This window comes from Enterococcus dongliensis (assembly GCF_031927985.1).
In the GTDB taxonomy this organism is placed as follows: Bacteria; Bacillota; Bacilli; order Lactobacillales; family Enterococcaceae; genus Enterococcus_A; species Enterococcus_A dongliensis.
The window spans coordinates 99,210-115,075 of sequence record NZ_JARPZC010000002.1 but is presented as its reverse complement, the minus strand read 5'-3'; the positions used below and the strand labels follow the sequence as shown (position 1 = coordinate 115,075).

The 15,866-nt window shown below is 38.1% G+C and carries 16 protein-coding genes and 1 tRNA gene; 6 read left to right on the top strand and 11 right to left on the bottom strand.

The genetic code is table 11. The features are described from left to right. Positions 1–214 precede the first annotated feature (214 nt). Together P7D84_RS02165 and P7D84_RS02160 are read left to right on the top strand one after the other, a co-directional pair. Positions 215–847 carry a pentapeptide repeat-containing protein gene (locus tag P7D84_RS02165; protein ID WP_311804840.1) on the top strand — a complete coding sequence of 211 codons (633 nt, stop codon included), beginning with the start codon at positions 215–217 and terminating at the stop codon, positions 845–847. A 163-nt stretch (positions 848–1,010) separates the two neighbouring features. Then, entirely contained in the window at positions 1,011–1,223 is a 213-nt protein-coding gene (locus P7D84_RS02160; protein ID WP_137604376.1) for a DUF3955 domain-containing protein, read from the top strand. A 423-nt stretch (positions 1,224–1,646) separates the two neighbouring features. Here P7D84_RS02160 and P7D84_RS02155 read toward each other — a convergent pair. After that, positions 1,647–1,718: transfer RNA gene (locus tag P7D84_RS02155), tRNA-Glu, on the bottom strand. A 242-nt stretch (positions 1,719–1,960) separates the two neighbouring features. On the opposite strand from P7D84_RS02155, the gene P7D84_RS02150 reads away from it, so the two are divergent. The 4 genes from P7D84_RS02150 to P7D84_RS02135 all read left to right on the top strand — a co-directional run bounded on the left by P7D84_RS02150 (position 1,961) and on the right by P7D84_RS02135 (position 6,487). Then, on the top strand, positions 1,961–2,590 hold the full coding sequence (locus P7D84_RS02150; RefSeq protein WP_137604375.1) for a helix-turn-helix transcriptional regulator: 630 nt from the start codon (positions 1,961–1,963) through the stop codon (positions 2,588–2,590). Between the two features lie 10 nt (positions 2,591–2,600). Beyond that, entirely contained in the window at positions 2,601–3,413 is an 813-nt protein-coding gene (locus tag P7D84_RS02145; protein ID WP_137604374.1) for a pyruvate, water dikinase regulatory protein, read from the top strand. Between the two features lie 137 nt (positions 3,414–3,550). Next, positions 3,551–5,503: a fructose-1,6-bisphosphatase gene (locus P7D84_RS02140; protein ID WP_311804839.1), complete on the top strand. Its 1,953-nt coding sequence runs from the start codon at positions 3,551–3,553 to the stop codon at positions 5,501–5,503. Between the two features lie 42 nt (positions 5,504–5,545). Beyond that, positions 5,546–6,487: an AEC family transporter gene (locus P7D84_RS02135; RefSeq protein ID WP_311804838.1), complete on the top strand. Its 942-nt coding sequence runs from the start codon at positions 5,546–5,548 to the stop codon at positions 6,485–6,487. 7 nt (positions 6,488–6,494) lie between these two features. Here the strand turns inward: P7D84_RS02135 and P7D84_RS02130 are convergent, their stop codons facing one another. The 10 genes from P7D84_RS02130 to hisC all read right to left on the bottom strand — a co-directional run bounded on the left by P7D84_RS02130 (position 6,495) and on the right by hisC (position 15,810). Then, positions 6,495–6,986, bottom strand: a complete 492-nt coding sequence (locus P7D84_RS02130; RefSeq protein ID WP_311804837.1) for a P-loop NTPase family protein — start codon at positions 6,984–6,986, stop codon at positions 6,495–6,497. A 100-nt stretch (positions 6,987–7,086) separates the two neighbouring features. Beyond that, the gene (gene glyS / locus P7D84_RS02125) at positions 7,087–9,165 is read right to left on the bottom strand and encodes a glycine--tRNA ligase subunit beta (RefSeq protein ID WP_311804836.1); all 2,079 of its coding nucleotides are present in this window, start codon (positions 9,163–9,165) and stop codon (positions 7,087–7,089) included. Between the two features lies 1 nt (position 9,166). Next, a complete protein-coding gene (gene glyQ, locus P7D84_RS02120; protein WP_137604369.1) occupies positions 9,167–10,054 on the bottom strand; it encodes a glycine--tRNA ligase subunit alpha in 888 nt (295 codons plus the stop codon). A 337-nt stretch (positions 10,055–10,391) separates the two neighbouring features. After that, on the bottom strand, positions 10,392–11,219 hold the full coding sequence (locus P7D84_RS02115) for a histidinol-phosphatase (protein ID WP_311800481.1): 828 nt from the start codon (positions 11,217–11,219) through the stop codon (positions 10,392–10,394). A 53-nt stretch (positions 11,220–11,272) separates the two neighbouring features. Next, on the bottom strand, positions 11,273–11,905 hold the full coding sequence (gene hisIE / locus P7D84_RS02110; RefSeq protein WP_311804835.1) for a bifunctional phosphoribosyl-AMP cyclohydrolase/phosphoribosyl-ATP diphosphatase HisIE: 633 nt from the start codon (positions 11,903–11,905) through the stop codon (positions 11,273–11,275). 99 nt (positions 11,906–12,004) lie between these two features. Next, a complete protein-coding gene (hisF, locus tag P7D84_RS02105) occupies positions 12,005–12,766 on the bottom strand; it encodes an imidazole glycerol phosphate synthase subunit HisF (protein WP_137604367.1) in 762 nt (253 codons plus the stop codon). Between the two features lie 30 nt (positions 12,767–12,796). Next, positions 12,797–13,519, bottom strand: coding sequence for a 1-(5-phosphoribosyl)-5-[(5-phosphoribosylamino)methylideneamino]imidazole-4-carboxamide isomerase (hisA, locus tag P7D84_RS02100; RefSeq protein ID WP_137604366.1), 723 nt, complete (start codon positions 13,517–13,519; stop codon positions 12,797–12,799). Then, entirely contained in the window at positions 13,516–14,142 is a 627-nt protein-coding gene (hisH, locus tag P7D84_RS02095) for an imidazole glycerol phosphate synthase subunit HisH (protein ID WP_137604365.1), read from the bottom strand. Before hisH ends, hisA begins: the two co-directional genes overlap by 4 nt. Positions 14,143–14,161: 19 nt before the next feature. Next, positions 14,162–14,755 carry an imidazoleglycerol-phosphate dehydratase HisB gene (gene hisB / locus P7D84_RS02090; protein WP_137604364.1) on the bottom strand — a complete coding sequence of 198 codons (594 nt, stop codon included), beginning with the start codon at positions 14,753–14,755 and terminating at the stop codon, positions 14,162–14,164. Continuing rightward, positions 14,752–15,810 carry a histidinol-phosphate transaminase gene (hisC, locus tag P7D84_RS02085; protein ID WP_311804834.1) on the bottom strand — a complete coding sequence of 353 codons (1,059 nt, stop codon included), beginning with the start codon at positions 15,808–15,810 and terminating at the stop codon, positions 14,752–14,754. Before hisC ends, hisB begins: the two co-directional genes overlap by 4 nt. Positions 15,811–15,866: the final 56 nt, after the last annotated feature.

Genomic DNA, 15,866 nt, shown 5'->3' with positions numbered 1-15,866 from the left:
ACTATCACTGAACGATACTTTTAGTTTTTGAATTTCTAAAAATTCCATGTGATTTTTGACAGTTTTTTGTCGCTCAGAAGGTTTCTGAGGGATTTTCGTGTATGCGAAGAACTATCCTTATCGAAAAGCACGTAAATTCTCCTCATTTTTTATTAATGAATTATCTATTTATTCATGTACTATTAATCCCATAATAGATTTAGGAGGAAATCATATGATTGAACCAAAATTTAATAGATTGAATCTGTCTCAAGGATCATTTTTCCAAATTTATGACAATGAGGATTTCATATTGGATGGAGTCTTCATTGAAGGCGAAATTATCGAGAGACAACACATTGAACATCCGATAATCGAAAAATGTCTTTTTGAGAAGGTTGTATTTGAGGAAAATGAATTCAATAGACTCGAAATAACTGATTGCATCTTCTTAAATTGTGATTTTTCAAATTGTAATTTTCATGCATCCATGATTCATCGCGTCAAATTTATCAATTGTAAAATGGTCGGTGCTAGTTTTATTGGAAGTTATTTGGGCAATACTTTATTTACGGAATGTTTGCTGAATTTTGCTAACTTTAGTGATTCAAAATTAAAAACGGTCGCTTTCGATAAATGTACCATGGATAGTTTTGATATGGTCGAAAGCTTCCTTGATAAAACAACTTTCTCCAATAGCAATCTAAATAAAGCCAATCTCTTTCAAACAAATCTTAAAAAAATAAACTTTTCATCTTGCGAATTTGATACCCTTGATGTTAGACAAGAGGATATTATCGGTTGTAAATTCAATCAATATCAAGTCATTTATTTAGCAAAAAAATTTTTAAATATTCAAGTTGTTTGAGATTTTTACCCGTATCTATTAAGAGACAAATCAATACCTGTTGCGGCTGTTCGTCTGACTAAGAGTCGCAAAATTGTTCAGAATTCTTCTTACAATTTTGTCACAATTACCATTTCTTAATAATATTTATCTATAATTTAGGAAAATAAGGAGGTAATTTTATATGGGTAAGTACAGTATTTCCGGTCTCTTCTTTATTGCTAGTATTTTTTTATTTGCCATTGCAACACTGATTGGATCACACCTAGATGCAAATGGTCTGTTGATAGAACCGGCATTCTTTTGTATCCCACTTGGTTATTTGGCCCTTTTGATCTCGTTTCTTACTGCGCTATATGATTTTACGAAAGAAAAAATTTTTAAAAATAGTAAATAAACAGCCAATTGGCTGTTTATTTTTATCTCCAAATTTCTTCTTTATCAGTTAGTATAAAAACAACTCATTTCTCAGACCTCAAAATCGATAATCACAAATCAACGATTTTCGTTTGTAAAATAGTCGCTTTGTCCATTATTTGGCAAATGTCTATCGATTCATTGAAGTAAATTTTCCAATCGATAACAGCTATACAAAACAGCTTGTTCATTTTCTTTATCACACAAAATTATTTCTTTCCCATACAGGCTAGAATCATTTCCTTGTAAAAATTCCTCATCATTAACTGCAAATCAATGAACTTGCTAGCAGATTCATTCCCGTACCCGCATTGTTCGGACTACTTACTCTGCCCACGCAGGCAAAAAAATAGAGTTAGCAGACGGACTACAAAGACCCTCACACCAACTCTAACTGCATTTATAACCTGTACGGGATTTGAACCCGTGCCTCCGCGCTGAGAACGCGGCGTCTTGACCCCTTGACTAACAGGTTAGATTTTATCAACAAAAAGTATTATACTGCTAATCACTTTTTTTAGAAAGTATTTACCCTTATTTTTTTGAATAATTAAATATGTGTTTATTTAATCATTCATGTTGTTTATATAGTTTTAACGTGTATAATAGAGTGTGTATTCACGCACTTATTTTTTTGAACGACACTTGAACAATGAATGAGTGAAAATCAAATTCATTTTTTCTCAAAGAAAAAGGAATGTATTACTAGGAGGACCTATGAATCTATCACAACGGCAAGAGAAAATCATCGAGGTTGTCAAACGCGATCAACCACTAAGTGGCGAAAAAATCGCTGATCACTTAGGAATTTCACACGCAACCTTACGAACCGATCTTTCCTTCTTAACTATGGCAGGGATTTTAGAAGCAAGTCCCAAAGTTGGTTATACTTATACCGGTGTAGGCATCGAGCAATTTTTGTTCGACAAAATCTTTTCCGTCAAAGTTGAAGAGATCATGCTGTCTCCACTTCTCACACCACAAGACACGTCTATTCATGACGCCATCACTAATATGTTCATGTATGATGTAGGGTCTATTTATGTAACAGACAAAGAACAACATCTAGTTGGTCTATTGTCCCGCAAGGATCTATTACGTGCTTCGTTGAACAGTAATTTACAAAATACTCCAGTTGCAGTCGTTATGACTCGTGCGCCTCATCTGCAAACTTGTACAAAAGATTACACTATCTTAGAAGCTGGTGCTGTCTTGCTTGATTATCAAGTCGATTCACTGCCGGTTGTTAGCGAAGAAGATCCGAAAAAAGTTATCGGAAAAATTACGAAATCACGAATTTTTAATTATATTATGCAACAAGCAAAACAAACTGAAACCAATCGATAGGAGCAAAAAAATGAAAAAAAGTGTACCTCTTTATATGATCTCTGATTCAGTCGGTGAAACGTCTTTGAAATTAGTCAATGCCGCAACAGCCCAATTTCCTAACGTGGATTTTGATTTGTCTTATCGTTTTCCTTTCACTAAAGATGAGGAAGAACTAACTAGTATTTTAAGCGATGCTTTAAAAGACAGTGCAATCGTCGTCACTACTTTAGTCAGTGACAATCTTACTAAAATTATCGAAGACTTTGGTGATCGGACTGGCTTGCAATACATTAATTTAATGAGTCCTTTCATGAAGATTGTCCATCAAAAAACCGGTGTGGCTCCTTTACAAGAAGCTGGCGTAGTCCATAAACTAAATCAAGAATATTTTGATCGTGTAGCAGCGATTGAATTTGCAGTGAAATACGATGATGGAAAAGATGCAAAAGGATTCTTAGAAGCTGATCTTGTTTTATTAGGAATCTCTCGTACTTCTAAAACACCTTTAAGTATGTATTTGGCAAACAAACGAATCAAAGTCGCAAATCTGCCATTGATTCCTGAAGTCCCTCTACCCGAACAGATCAAGTCTGTTCCAAAAGAAAAACTTATCGGACTGATGATTGAGCCAGAAGTTCAGAAAAAAATCCGGATGAGTCGCTTGAACTCTCTAGGTTTGGCGGAAAATTCTCGTTATTCAGACATTAATCGGATCAAAGAAGAAGTCGATTATGCCTTGAATGTTTTTGACGAATTAGGTGCGTTTACACTTGATGTGACGAATAAATCCATCGAAGAATCAGCAACACTGATCCTTGAACAATTAGATAGCTCACTATAGAAGATCGCAGCTGACTTCATTGGATTGCTCATAGTTTGGCGGAAAAACTACAATCGTTATGAAAACATCAGTAATGTTTATTCTCAAAAATAATCCGTTGGTCGACTGTGAAATGACTAGAAATAAGGAGTGCCTGTATGTTATCAACCCGTGAAAAATATTATCAAATGTTGGAAAAAGAATTTAGTACCAAAGAAGCGATCATGACTGAATTAATCAATTTAGAAGCCATCATGCATCTGCCAAAAGGAACCGAACTTTACATCAGTGATATTCATGGGGAGTTTGCTGCCTTTGACCATATCTTGCGTACTGGTGCCGGCAATATCAAAGAAAAGATCAGTTTGCTCTTTGGTGATCGCCTAACAGAACACGAAAAAGATAAATTGACGATTCTAGTTGCTTATCCTCAACAAGCATTGACTGATAAAACGTTCTTTGCTTATCGTGATTGTTCTTGGTATCGAAAAAAAATCCGCCAATTACTAGAGTTATTGGCCTTTTGCTCAACAAAATATACTCGTTCAAAAGTTCGGAAAGCGTTGCCGAAACAATACGCGTATATTATTGAAGAATTGATGTACACGGATACGAACTATACGGATAAAGCTGCTTATTTTGATCAAATCTTGGCACATTTATTAGATTTAGAGCAAGGCAAGCCATTTATCATTGCGTTATGTCAAAGTATTCAACGGTTGGTCTTGGATCATCTCCACGTTGTTGGGGATATTTATGACCGTGGACCAGAAGCCGATAAGATTATGGATAAATTGTGCCAACATCCTTCGCTGGATATCCAATGGGGCAATCATGATATTTTATGGATGGGCGCATACGCCGGCTCGTGCGCATGTTTGATGACATTACTGCGAATTGCTGCACGGTACAATTACTTATATGAAATCGAACAAGCTTATGCGTTGAATCTCCGTCCATTATTCATGTATGCAGAAGAACATTATCAAAAAAATCCGATTTTTACACCTAAAGAAAAAAATAGTAGTGAAAATTATTCTATCGAAAGTTTAGACAGCTTAGAAAAAGTTCATCAAGCATTGTCGATCCTTCAATTCAAACTAGAGGGCCAATTGATCAAACGGCATCCAGAGTTTCAAATGAATGACCGTTTGCTCTTTGAAAAAATTGATTTTGATAAAGCAACGATTCAATTAGCTGGACAAGACTATCCATTACAAGGAAGCTGCTTCCAAACTTTGCAAAAAGATGTTCATGCTCTCACTGAACAGGAAGAATATGTCGTCGATACCTTACTAGCTTCTTTCCAACAATCGGCTAAAATGCAAGAGCATATGCAGCTGTTGTTAGATAAAGGCTCGATGTATCTTGTATATAATCAACACCTTTTGTTTCACGGTTGCCTTCCATTAAAATCGGACGGTAGTTTCTTGCCGCTGACCGTTGCTGATAAAGATTACAACGGCAAAGAGCTCTTGAACTTTTTTGAAGAACAGATCCGTTCGGGTTGTCAGCACCAAACAAAAGACAGTTCGGCTGCCGATTGGATTTGGTATTGTTGGACTGGAAAAATTTCCCCACAATTCGGTAAAAGCGCCATGACCACTTTTGAGCGCTACTTTATCGCTGACAAAAAAACTCATAAGGAAATCAAAAATCCTTATTATCACTATCGAGATACCCACGAGACTTGTCAGATGATTTTAGAGGAGTTTGCTTTGTATTCTCCTCATTCTCGAATCATCAATGGTCACACTCCGGTAAAGGTCAAAGGCGGAGAATCACCGATTAAAGGCGAAGGAATGCTATTTGTGATTGATGGCGGACTTTCTAAAGCCTACCAAAAAACAACTGGTATCGCTGGCTATTCACTGTTGAATAATTCTTTTGGTTTCCAATTAGTGACGCATGATCCTTTTGAATCTGTCGAAAATCTATTGGCCAAACAAGCGGACGAAACTTCTTTAAAACGGGTAATCGATAAAGACTTGCAACGGGTTCTCATTAAAGACACGACCGTTGGCGACAGTCTTGAAGAACAGATCGAAAATCTAACCGGTTTGTTGCATTACCAAGATAGAAATGAACATGCGGGCATCATCAGTAATTGATGATTTCCGCATGTTTCTGTATAGTAGTTTTGAGGTGAAAAAATGATTTCTGCATATATCAATATCTTTTTTATTTTTGTTTTGATGTTTATCGGTTATATCTTAACGTATAAGCAGTGGTTCTCAAATCAAATCGGTGACGCGTTCTCAAAATTGATTTTACGAATCGCCTTGCCTTGCAATATGTTTTTAACGATTACTAAGAATTTTTCTCGCTCGGAATTTTTGCATCTTGTGAGCGGGATGATCATCCCTCTTCTTTCTATGCTGCTGACTTTTGTGCTCAGCTTTGCCTATCGCCGCATTTTTCACATTTCGCCGACACGTAAAGGAATCTTTTCGACCATGTTCACTTGTTCCAACACGATTTTTATTGGTTTGCCAATTAATTTAGCAATTTTTGGCGAGCAAGCCGTTCCTTATGTACTGCTTTATTACATTGTAAATACAACCCTGTTTTGGACACTGGGAATCTATTTTATTGCACGTGACAATCCACAGATCGAACAAGCGACAGTCAGTTTTCATTTGGTACCGATTTTAAAGAAGATTTTCTCGCCGGCATTATTGGGTTTTCTGCTTGGTCTATGTATGGTCTTAATCAATGTTACTGTACCTGATTCCCTTGCAACTTTCTTAGCTTATCTTGCTGATTTGACTACTCCCTTATCGATGTTTGTAATCGGAATCATCGTCTACAATGTAGGGATTAAAAATCTGATGTTGCACAAAGATATTCTCGGCGTGCTCATCGGTCGCTATCTGATTTCTCCATTGGTCGTTTGGTCATTGGGACAATGGATCAGCGTACCGCCTTTAATGCTTTCAGTCTTCATTATCCAATCTGCCATGCCCGTTCAAAACTCTGTACCGATTTTGGCTCGTTCTTATGAGGCCGATCAAAAATTTGCGGCGTCATCTCTAGGCTATTCGGTGTTGCTGTATCTTGCCTATATTCCGCTATTATTGAAATTGATTCTTTAAAAAAGCATCAGAATGTTTCTTGCAAATATTTTTCTGCTTCTTCTCTCGATTTAAAAATGACTAGATTTTTCGTTTTTTTATATTGGTCTAACAATCTGTAAATTTGCGGCAATTGATTGTTTGGAAAATCAATGATCCATTGCTTGAATTCTTCATCAAATTCTGTTTCTATCCAAGGCAGATCCTCACGAACTTTTCCAATCCGTGATTTTACTCCAGCAAGACAGACTGACAGTGGATAATCCAAAAGAAAAACAGTATCACATTCTGCCAAACGCAGATTAAGTGTGTGCAGGTAATTGCCATCAATAATCCACTCTTCTCGTTTGGTTATTTTAGCTAACTGCTGGACAAATTCTTCGCGGCTCACTGTTGTTTGATTAGATTTATGCCAAAAACGATCTAAATAATACAGACTTAACCCTGTTTTCTCTCTTAATTTTCGTGAAAAGGTGCTTTTTCCTGCACCAGGACTGCCGATAACAATGACTTTCTGCATATCTTCTCCTCTTTTTCTAGTAAATAATCACACGGACACAAAAAACAGTATCAAGTATCTATAAATCAGATACTCGGTACTGTTTTTATAAACTTTTCTGCTATTTCGTAATGATTTTATCAATGCTGGCTAGTGCATCGGCCATTCGTGTAATAATCGCTAATTGATTCAAACGATTATCGCGAACTTTTTCATCAGCTACCATAATCATCGTATCATTGAAATAACGCTCAATTACTGGACGCAAGTTTGTCAACGTTTGATAATTTTCTGCCATGCTTTGATTGGCAAATACATCTTCTGCTTCTTTAACTGCTGCATACAATTCTTTTTCGCTGTCATTTTCAAACAACTTAGGATCCACTTGGAAAGTGATTGCTGCTGGTTCCATCTTCTTCGTTAAATTGATGACTCGCGTCAAAGCTTCCATTGTTTCTTTAAAGTGATCATCTGTTAAATGTTGATCGAAAATTTGAGCAGTCTTGAAGATTTGTACTAGATCATCTTGGTGTGATTCCACTACTGCATCAATAATATCATGGCGAATATGATGCAATTGAAGGCGTTGACGAATCCGACCTTTGAAGAACTCGATGAATTCTTTTTGATCACGGTTGAAATGGATGCCATAGTCTAACACATCTTCATTGATGGCATCGACGATTGCTCCTTGCATATCGGTAAATGGGAATGTCCAATCCTTTTCTTCAATGATTCGAATAATTCCATACGTTTGGCGGCGCAATGCATAAGGGTCATTTGAACCGCTTGGAATCATCCCAACTGCAAAGAATCCTAAGACACTATCCAATTTATCAGCGATTGCTAAAACTGCGCCTACAGCTGTTTTTGGTAATTTTCCTTCTGATGAAACAGGCAGATAATGTTCTCGAATTGCTGTAGCGACAGCAGGTGTTTCACCTTTCAACAAGGCATATTTTTCTCCCATGATCCCTTGTAGTTCAGGAAATTCTCCCACCATATTCGTAACTAGATCAAATTTATAGATTTCAGATGCCCGTTTTAAAGCCGTTAATTCTTCATCACTCAAACCGATGCGTTTACCGATTACTTGACTGATTAACGCAACTCGTTGCATTTTTTCATGCATACTACCGATTTTTTCATGGAAGGTCACATTTTTTAATTTTTCTACGCAATCCTCAATCGATAATTTCTTATCTTCTTCAAAGAAAAATTCGCCATCTTCTAAACGAGCTGCCAAAACTTTTTGGTTTCCTTTAACGACATTATCTAATTTCACGCTATTACCATTCCGTACAGAAATAAAATGCGGCAATAACATCCCTGCTTGATTGCGGACTTCAAAATAGCGTTGGTGTTCTTTCATCGAAGTGACCAATACTTCTTCAGGGATTGATAAGAAACGTTCGTCAAAATCACTGACAAATGCCGTTGGATATTCAACTAGATTGGTTACTTCTTCTAATAGCTCAGGATCCAAAGTGATTACCCATTTATTTTTTTTAGCAATCTCTTCGATTTGTTCTACAATCATTTGTTGCCGTTTATAAGCATCTGCGATCACGAATTGTTCTTCTAGCTTTGTTTCATATTCACTCGGCTCAGCAAGTTCAATCTGATCCCCTAAGAAACGATGTCCTGCTGTTGTCCGTCCTGTTTGTACATCCAACAAGTCAAAAGGAATAATTTCTTCGTCTAATAAAGCAACAATCCAATGAATCGGCCGAATGTATTCAAACATTGTCTCGCCCCAATGCATCATCGTTGGGAAATTCATGCTTTTCACAACATCTAGCAATCCAGCTAAAACTTCTTTACTTTCTTTTCCGTGGATATATTTTGTGACATAGACATATTCTACTCCGTTCAACTCACGGAAAGTAATCGCATCAGTCGTCAAACCTTGTCCGCGGACAAAACCTTCAGCTGCTTTACTCCAATTTCCTTCAGCATCAAGCGCAATTTTCTTTGCTGGTCCTTTGACTTCTTCTTGCACGTCTTCTTGTCGATCAGGAATATTGGTCACTCGAATCGCCAAACGTCGAGGAGTAGAGAAGGTTTCGATTGATTCAAAGGTCAAGCTGTTTTCTGCTAAGAAATTTGAGACTCTGTCTTCTAGTTGTTTGATACTTGGCCAAACCACGTGGGCTGGCATTTCTTCTAAACCGATTTCTAATAAAAGATTTTTCGCCATCTTATTTGCCCTCCTGATTCAATAATGGGAAACCTAATTTTTCCCGTTCCGCTACGAAAATCTTCGCAACAGCGCGAGCCATATTACGGATGCGTGCTAAGTAACCAGCACGTTCTGTTACTGAAACCGCACCACGTGCATCTAATAGATTAAAGGTGTGGCTGCATTTTAAAATATAATCATACGCTGGATGTACGAGATTTTCATCAATACAGCGTTTTGCTTCTTTTTCAAATTTATCAAAGTTTTCTAATAACATTTCTTGGTTGCTTTCTTCAAAAGAATATTTTGAATGTTCGTATTCTGGTTGTTTGAAAATCTCGCCGTATTTTACACCGGCGCTCCATTCTAAATCATAAACACTGTCTACTTCTTGGATGTATGAAGCCAAACGTTCCAGACCATATGTCAGTTCAGAAGTAACTGGACGGCATTGCAGACCACCGACTTGTTGGAAATACGTGAACTGAGTGATTTCCATCCCATCTAACCAAACTTCCCAACCAACACCAGCACAACCCATAGAAGGATTTTCCCAGTTGTCTTCCACAAAACGAATATCATGTTCTAATGGATCAATCCCCAATAAGCGTAAGCTGTCTAAATACAATTCTTGAATATTTTTAGGTGAAGGCTTCATCACAACTTGGAATTGATGGTGCTGGTACAAGCGATTTGGGTTTTCTCCATAACGACCATCTGCTGGACGACGTGAAGGTTCTACATAAGCCGCCCGCCACGGTTCTGGACCAATCGCCCGCAAAAAAGTATACGGACTCATCGTTCCTGCTCCTTTTTCTGTGTCGTAAGCTTGCATCAACATACAGCCATTATCTGACCAAAACTTTTGCAAAGTCAAAATCATCTCTTGCACGGTTAATTTGCTCATTCTTTTTCCTCCTGTATCGTTTTTACTATTATTGCTTTCATACTAATTTATTTCAGACAAACTTAAAAATCATGAAAAAGCAAAACTGACAAAAAAAGTCCCTATGTCGAATTTCGACATAGGGACGTATCAACGCGGTTCCACCCTACTTCCAAGCAACAAGCTTGGCAGCTTTAACTAAATGTGCTCACAAACGCCAACAAAATCTGCTTCCCTGCTTGGCTTTCACTGGCCCAAACTCGCTGTGATCTTCCACAAATTTCTAAATTTGATCATTGCACGTATTCAACTTGGTTCTATAATAGCGACACCATACCCCTTTTGTCAAATCTTTCTATCAATCAAAGGGAATTGGCTGAAAAATCCCATCTTTTAATTGCATCGTCTCAGTAAAGCCCAACGATTGTAATAGTGCTTTGGTCTCTTTGAAATGACAAGTTAATGTCGTTGTCTCATGGCTGTCACTAGTAATAATGATCGGACAATTTCGTCGCTTTAATTGCTTTAATAAAAATACGCTAGGATAAGGCGTCGTTTTCCAGTTGCGAGAAATGGCTCCTGTGTTGATCTCTACCATTCCATCATAGGTTTGAATACTATCGATCACATCATTTAGTGCCTGCAAAGCAATGGCTTGATAGTCTGCACTATCTTCATCTAGCCAAGGATATTTTTCATTGAATTTTGTAATCAAATCAAAATGACCAACAATTTTTGAGCGATTTTGGTGGATATGCTTCACGACAGTATCATAATAATCACGAACCATTTTTAACGCATCACCCTGATACCACTCAGCCAAAGTCTGCTTCAAACTTTCAGGACTTTCATCGACACTGCGAAATATTCCTTGTCGTGGTGGAAAATAATGAACCGAACCTATCGTATAATCATATCCGTTGATTGGATCCGCACTATAATAATCCCATTCCAACCCCAAGCTGATAGTTAGTCTGCCAGCCAAATCTTCTTTTAGTCCATGCAAGGCTGCTTGATAAGCTACTTCATTTTGCACACCTAAGCAGCTAGGATCAAAAAATGCTGGCGAATGACTAGTAAATCCCAAATCTGTAAAGCCCAAGTCAATGGCTGCTTGTGCCATAGCTTCTAATGAATCTTTTCCATCACACCAAGTGCTATGGGTATGTGCATTTGAATAGAACATCATTGGCCTCCTCATTCATTTCAAAACGATGTGACTTTCAGCATGTGTCTTTCTTATTGCATCCGTTCTTGTTTTACTTTTTTATCCACAACATGACGGTTAGCTAATTCTTTACGGACTTCTGACAAATCGATGTTCATCTCTACCATCAGGACAAGGACATGATACACCAAATCAGAGATTTCAAAAACTGTTTCGCTGCGATCTTCTTTCATTGCCCCAATCACAACTTCGGTTGATTCTTCGCCGACTTTTTTTAAAATTTTTTCGATGCCTTTTTCAAATAAATAACTAGTATAACTTCCTTCTTGCGGTGTTTCTTTACGTCCTTTGACTAATTGATACAACGTATCCAGAGTGGCTTGCGAATCTTCACCAAACAATACTTCATTGAAACAACTTTCAGCACCTGTATGACAAGCCGGACCATCTTTTTTTACTTTGGCTACTAACGCATCTTGGTCACAATCTAATTTTAGAGAGACTAGATGCTGATAATTTCCACTCGTTTCACCTTTACGCCATAATTCTTTGCGACTGCGTGAATAAAAAGTCATCAATTTGTCTTTTATTGTTAAATCATAACTCTCTTGGTTCATATATGCCAATGTCAATACTTCATTGGTGATTGCATCTTGGACGATTACAGGGATTAATCCTTGCTCGTCAAATGTTAACTTTGTCATTTTTTCACCCCTTATTCAACTGAACTCGCTTATCATCTATACAATTATTCCTAAAAATGAATAGATCATTGTTTCTTTGATACCTCGTAAACGATTTACTTAGCCTTCGATTCGAACAGGAATCTGGGCTGTCAACAATTGTTTTTTCAACTCGGGGATTTTTACTTCGCCATAATGAAAGATTGATGCAGCTAACCCTGCTTCGATTTTTGGTAAACGAAATAAGTCAATAAAATCTTGACTTTTTCCAGCTCCACCTGAAGCGACAATCGGTAAGGTGGTGATTTCACTAACTGCTTTTAATAATTCCAAATCAAAACCTTGTTTCACGCCATCTGTATCCATACTATTGATGACCAATTCACCAGCACCTAATTGTTCGCCTTGACGGATCCATTCTAGCGCTGCCAATCCGGTATCTTCACGACCGCCTTTAGCAAAAACATGCCACTGATTATCCACACGCCGAACATCTATTGATAAAACGACACATTGGCTGCCATAACGTTTGGCGCCTTCTTCGATTAATTGTGGGCGTCGAATCGCACCTGAATTGATACTGACTTTATCCGCTCCGCAATTTAACACTCGTTCAAAGTCCGATAATTCATTGATTCCACCGCCAACGGTCAAAGGAATGAACACTTCAGATGCAACGTTTTTTAAAATATCCGTAAACAATCCCCGCTCTTCAGCAGAAGCGGTAATGTCATAAAAAACTAATTCATCGGCACCTTGTTCATTATAAAAACGAGCCAAAGTCACCGGATCATTGACGTCTTGTAAACCTGCAAAATTAACACCTTTCACGACACGACCATCACGAACATCTAAACACGGAATGATTCGTTTTGCGATCATTACTTGCCCTCCTTCAGCTATTTTTTGTGTTTACGCTAGATTAGCTCTACTAGCAGCTAAAATATCTTCTAATTTCAGACTCCCGTCATACAATGATTTTCCGACAATTGCACCAGAGATTCCTAGTACATTTAATTCTTCAATGTCTTTTAATGAGGCAACGCCGCCTGAAGCGATAATTTCTACCTCTAACTGATTGAGTTTTTGATACAACGGTAAATTGATTCCTTCACCGGTACCATCGCGAGAGATTTCAGTGAAGATAATCGTTTCCGCTCCCCAAGCGACCAACTGACGGCAAAATTCAAACGCATCTGTCTCTGTTTTTTCTAACCAGCCTTCTACAGCAACTTTTCCTTCCCTCGCATCTACACCGATAGCAATTTTGTCACCATATTTTTTTAACATCGCCTGAGTAAATTCAGGATCTTTTTGTGCGATTGTTCCTAAAATGATCCGATTCACCCCAGCTGATAAACAGTGCTCAATCGTTGCTTCCTCACGAATACCGCCACCTACTTCAACAAATAAATCAGTATTTTCAACAATTTTTTGAGCGGTCTCAAAATAATGCAGTTTGCCAGCCTTAGCACCATCTAGATCAACTAAATGTAAATACTTTGCACCTGCTTGTTCAAAAGCCTTAGCAAAAGCAACGGGGTCGTCACCAAAAATTTCTTTTTGCTGATAATCTCCCTGATAGAGTCGAACGACTTTCTGATCCAAAAGATCAATTGCTGGAAAAATTTTCATGCAGGTACCTCCGTAAATGCTTTTAAGATATTCAAACCAACTTCGCCACTTTTTTCCGGATGAAATTGGGTACCAAAAACATTCTTATTTTGGACAATGCCCGGAATCGAGATTCCGTACTCACTGTCTGCTACTAAATATTTCTGACAGTCAGTGGCATAATAACTGTGGACGTAATAAACAAAATCATTTTTTCCTAATGATTTTACTAAAGGACTGTGTTGATTTTGAACAGTTAATTTGTTCCAACCAATCTGAGGTACTTTCAGGTCGATATTTTCGCGATCGAATGTCTCACGCATCGAAACGATTCGACCGGGAATCAGTCCCAGACCAGAATGTTCTCCAAATTCCTCACTCTTGTCAAACAACAGTTGCATCCCCAAACAAATCCCTAAAAAAGGTTTCCCAGATGCAGCCAGTGCTTGGATGGGTTCAATTAATGAAAGTTCTTCAAGTTTTTTCCGTGCATCCCCAAATGCCCCAACACCGGGCAAGATAATATGATCAGCTGCTTTTAATTCCGTTAAAGAACGAGTGACCTGACAGTTGACGCCTAAGTGTTCTAGCGAACGGGATAAACTAAAAAGATTGCCCACGCCATAATCAATAATCGCTAGCATAAGATCCTCCTATCTTATTTTAATTAATCGTTCCTTTAGTTGATGGGATTTCATCAGGTGCTTGCTGATTGATGGCCACAGCTTCTCCTAGCGCACGGCCAAACCCTTTGAAACACGCTTCGACAATATGGTGACTGTTTTTCCCGGCGATTTGATGCAAATGAATCGTTGCTCCTAGCTCACGGGCAAAAGCAATAAAAAATTCCTCGACTAGTTCCGTATCAAATTGCTGTCCGATCTTTTCACTAGGAATAGTTAACTCAACTACTGCCATGCCCCGACCGCTGATATCCACAGCAGTCATTACTAATGCTTCATCCATCGGCAATAACATACTGCCATAACGTTTGATTCCACGCCGTTCAGCTAAACTTTCAGAAAATGCCCGACCAAGAGCGATAGCTATATCTTCAGTCGTGTGATGTGCATCCACTTCAATATCTCCATCACAGATTAACTCAAGATCAAAACGCCCATGACGAACGAACAATTCCAACATATGATCTAAAAAACCTACGCCTGTTTTGATCGTCTGTTTTCCTGTGCCGTCTACGGTCAAGTTTAACTTGATCTTTGTTTCAGATGTGTTGCGGATTACTTCTGCTTTTCTCATACAGTCACCTCTTTTATAATCGTTGCTAAAGCCTGAACCAATCGTTCCATCTGTTCTTGTGTCCCAACGGTGATTCGCAAATGATCTTTTGTTCGCGGTTGATTGAACCAGCGCACTAAGATTTTCTTTTCACGTAATGCAGTAAATAATTTTTCACCAGCTAGTTTTGGATGTTTGGCAAAAAGAAAGTTGCCTTGGCTGTCGGTCTGTTCAAAACCTAATTCTGTCAGTTTCTTTTTGCTCCATTCTCTGACCTGGATGGTTTCTCGGATTTTTTGATCAACGTAGCTTTGTTCTTGTAAAACAGCTTCACCGACTGCTTGAGTCAAGCTATTCACATTATAAGGATTCAGACTAAAACGCAAGCGATTTAAATCTGCGATCAATGCGGCATTTCCTACGCCAAAACCCAAACGTGCTCCTGCTAGTTGACGTGATTTAGAAAACGTCCCTACTACTAATAAATTTCTGTATTGATTGATTAAAGGAATCATTGATTTCCCGCCAAAATCGATGTATGCCTCATCTACGACGACTAAACGATCCGGATGATGCTCTAAAAAATCACAGATTTCTTCTGGTGCCAAATACATACCCGTCGGTGCATTGGGATTGGCAAAAATCACTGTTCCTTTTGTTTTTTTGTATTTCGTAAGTTCTAAGGAAAAATCATCTTTCAGCGGAACAATCTTCGCGTCGACTTGATAAAGATTGCTATACACTTGATAAAAACCATACGTCACGTCAGGAAATGCAATCCCATTTTCCGTAAATCCTTGGAAAATATACGCAAGCACTTCATCACTGCCATTACCAAGAAATAACTGTTCCTGCTTCACGCCAAGATAACGAGCCAACGGTTTTGCAACACTTTCACCTGCGATATCTGAGTAGCGATTCAGTTTTTGAGCAGCATGGACAACTGCTTGTTGGACACTTGCTGCTGGCGGATAAGGACTTTCATTGGTATTTAATTTGATGTACTCTTGCTCATCGACTTGTTCACCTGGTGTATAGGGTGTCAGATCCTGATATTTTGGATTCAAAAATGACATTCGTTTCCTCCTCATTCAGCTTATTTTTTTCTTTGATCGTTTGATTTTTTAGACTG

What these genes read in the sequence shown, in the direction of transcription:
- glyQ (WP_137604369.1), bottom strand. Translation starts at nt 10,054, where the DNA reads ATGAGCAAATTAACCGTGCAAGAGATGATTTTGACTTTGCAAAAGTTT.
- P7D84_RS02140 (WP_311804839.1), top strand. Translation starts at nt 3,551, where the DNA reads ATGTTATCAACCCGTGAAAAATATTATCAAATGTTGGAAAAAGAATTT.
- P7D84_RS02150 (WP_137604375.1), top strand. Translation starts at nt 1,961, where the DNA reads ATGAATCTATCACAACGGCAAGAGAAAATCATCGAGGTTGTCAAACGC.
- P7D84_RS02145 (WP_137604374.1), top strand. Translation starts at nt 2,601, where the DNA reads ATGAAAAAAAGTGTACCTCTTTATATGATCTCTGATTCAGTCGGTGAA.
- hisIE (WP_311804835.1), bottom strand. Translation starts at nt 11,905, where the DNA reads ATGACAAAGTTAACATTTGACGAGCAAGGATTAATCCCTGTAATCGTC.
- glyS (WP_311804836.1), bottom strand. Translation starts at nt 9,165, where the DNA reads ATGGCGAAAAATCTTTTATTAGAAATCGGTTTAGAAGAAATGCCAGCC.
- P7D84_RS02160 (WP_137604376.1), top strand. Translation starts at nt 1,011, where the DNA reads ATGGGTAAGTACAGTATTTCCGGTCTCTTCTTTATTGCTAGTATTTTT.
- hisH (WP_137604365.1), bottom strand. Translation starts at nt 14,142, where the DNA reads ATGCTAGCGATTATTGATTATGGCGTGGGCAATCTTTTTAGTTTATCC.
- P7D84_RS02135 (WP_311804838.1), top strand. Translation starts at nt 5,546, where the DNA reads ATGATTTCTGCATATATCAATATCTTTTTTATTTTTGTTTTGATGTTT.
- P7D84_RS02130 (WP_311804837.1), bottom strand. Translation starts at nt 6,986, where the DNA reads ATGCAGAAAGTCATTGTTATCGGCAGTCCTGGTGCAGGAAAAAGCACC.
- P7D84_RS02165 (WP_311804840.1), top strand. Translation starts at nt 215, where the DNA reads ATGATTGAACCAAAATTTAATAGATTGAATCTGTCTCAAGGATCATTT.
- hisC (WP_311804834.1), bottom strand. Translation starts at nt 15,810, where the DNA reads ATGTCATTTTTGAATCCAAAATATCAGGATCTGACACCCTATACACCA.
- hisB (WP_137604364.1), bottom strand. Translation starts at nt 14,755, where the DNA reads ATGAGAAAAGCAGAAGTAATCCGCAACACATCTGAAACAAAGATCAAG.
- hisF (WP_137604367.1), bottom strand. Translation starts at nt 12,766, where the DNA reads ATGATCGCAAAACGAATCATTCCGTGTTTAGATGTTCGTGATGGTCGT.
- P7D84_RS02115 (WP_311800481.1), bottom strand. Translation starts at nt 11,219, where the DNA reads ATGTTCTATTCAAATGCACATACCCATAGCACTTGGTGTGATGGAAAA.
- hisA (WP_137604366.1), bottom strand. Translation starts at nt 13,519, where the DNA reads ATGAAAATTTTTCCAGCAATTGATCTTTTGGATCAGAAAGTCGTTCGA.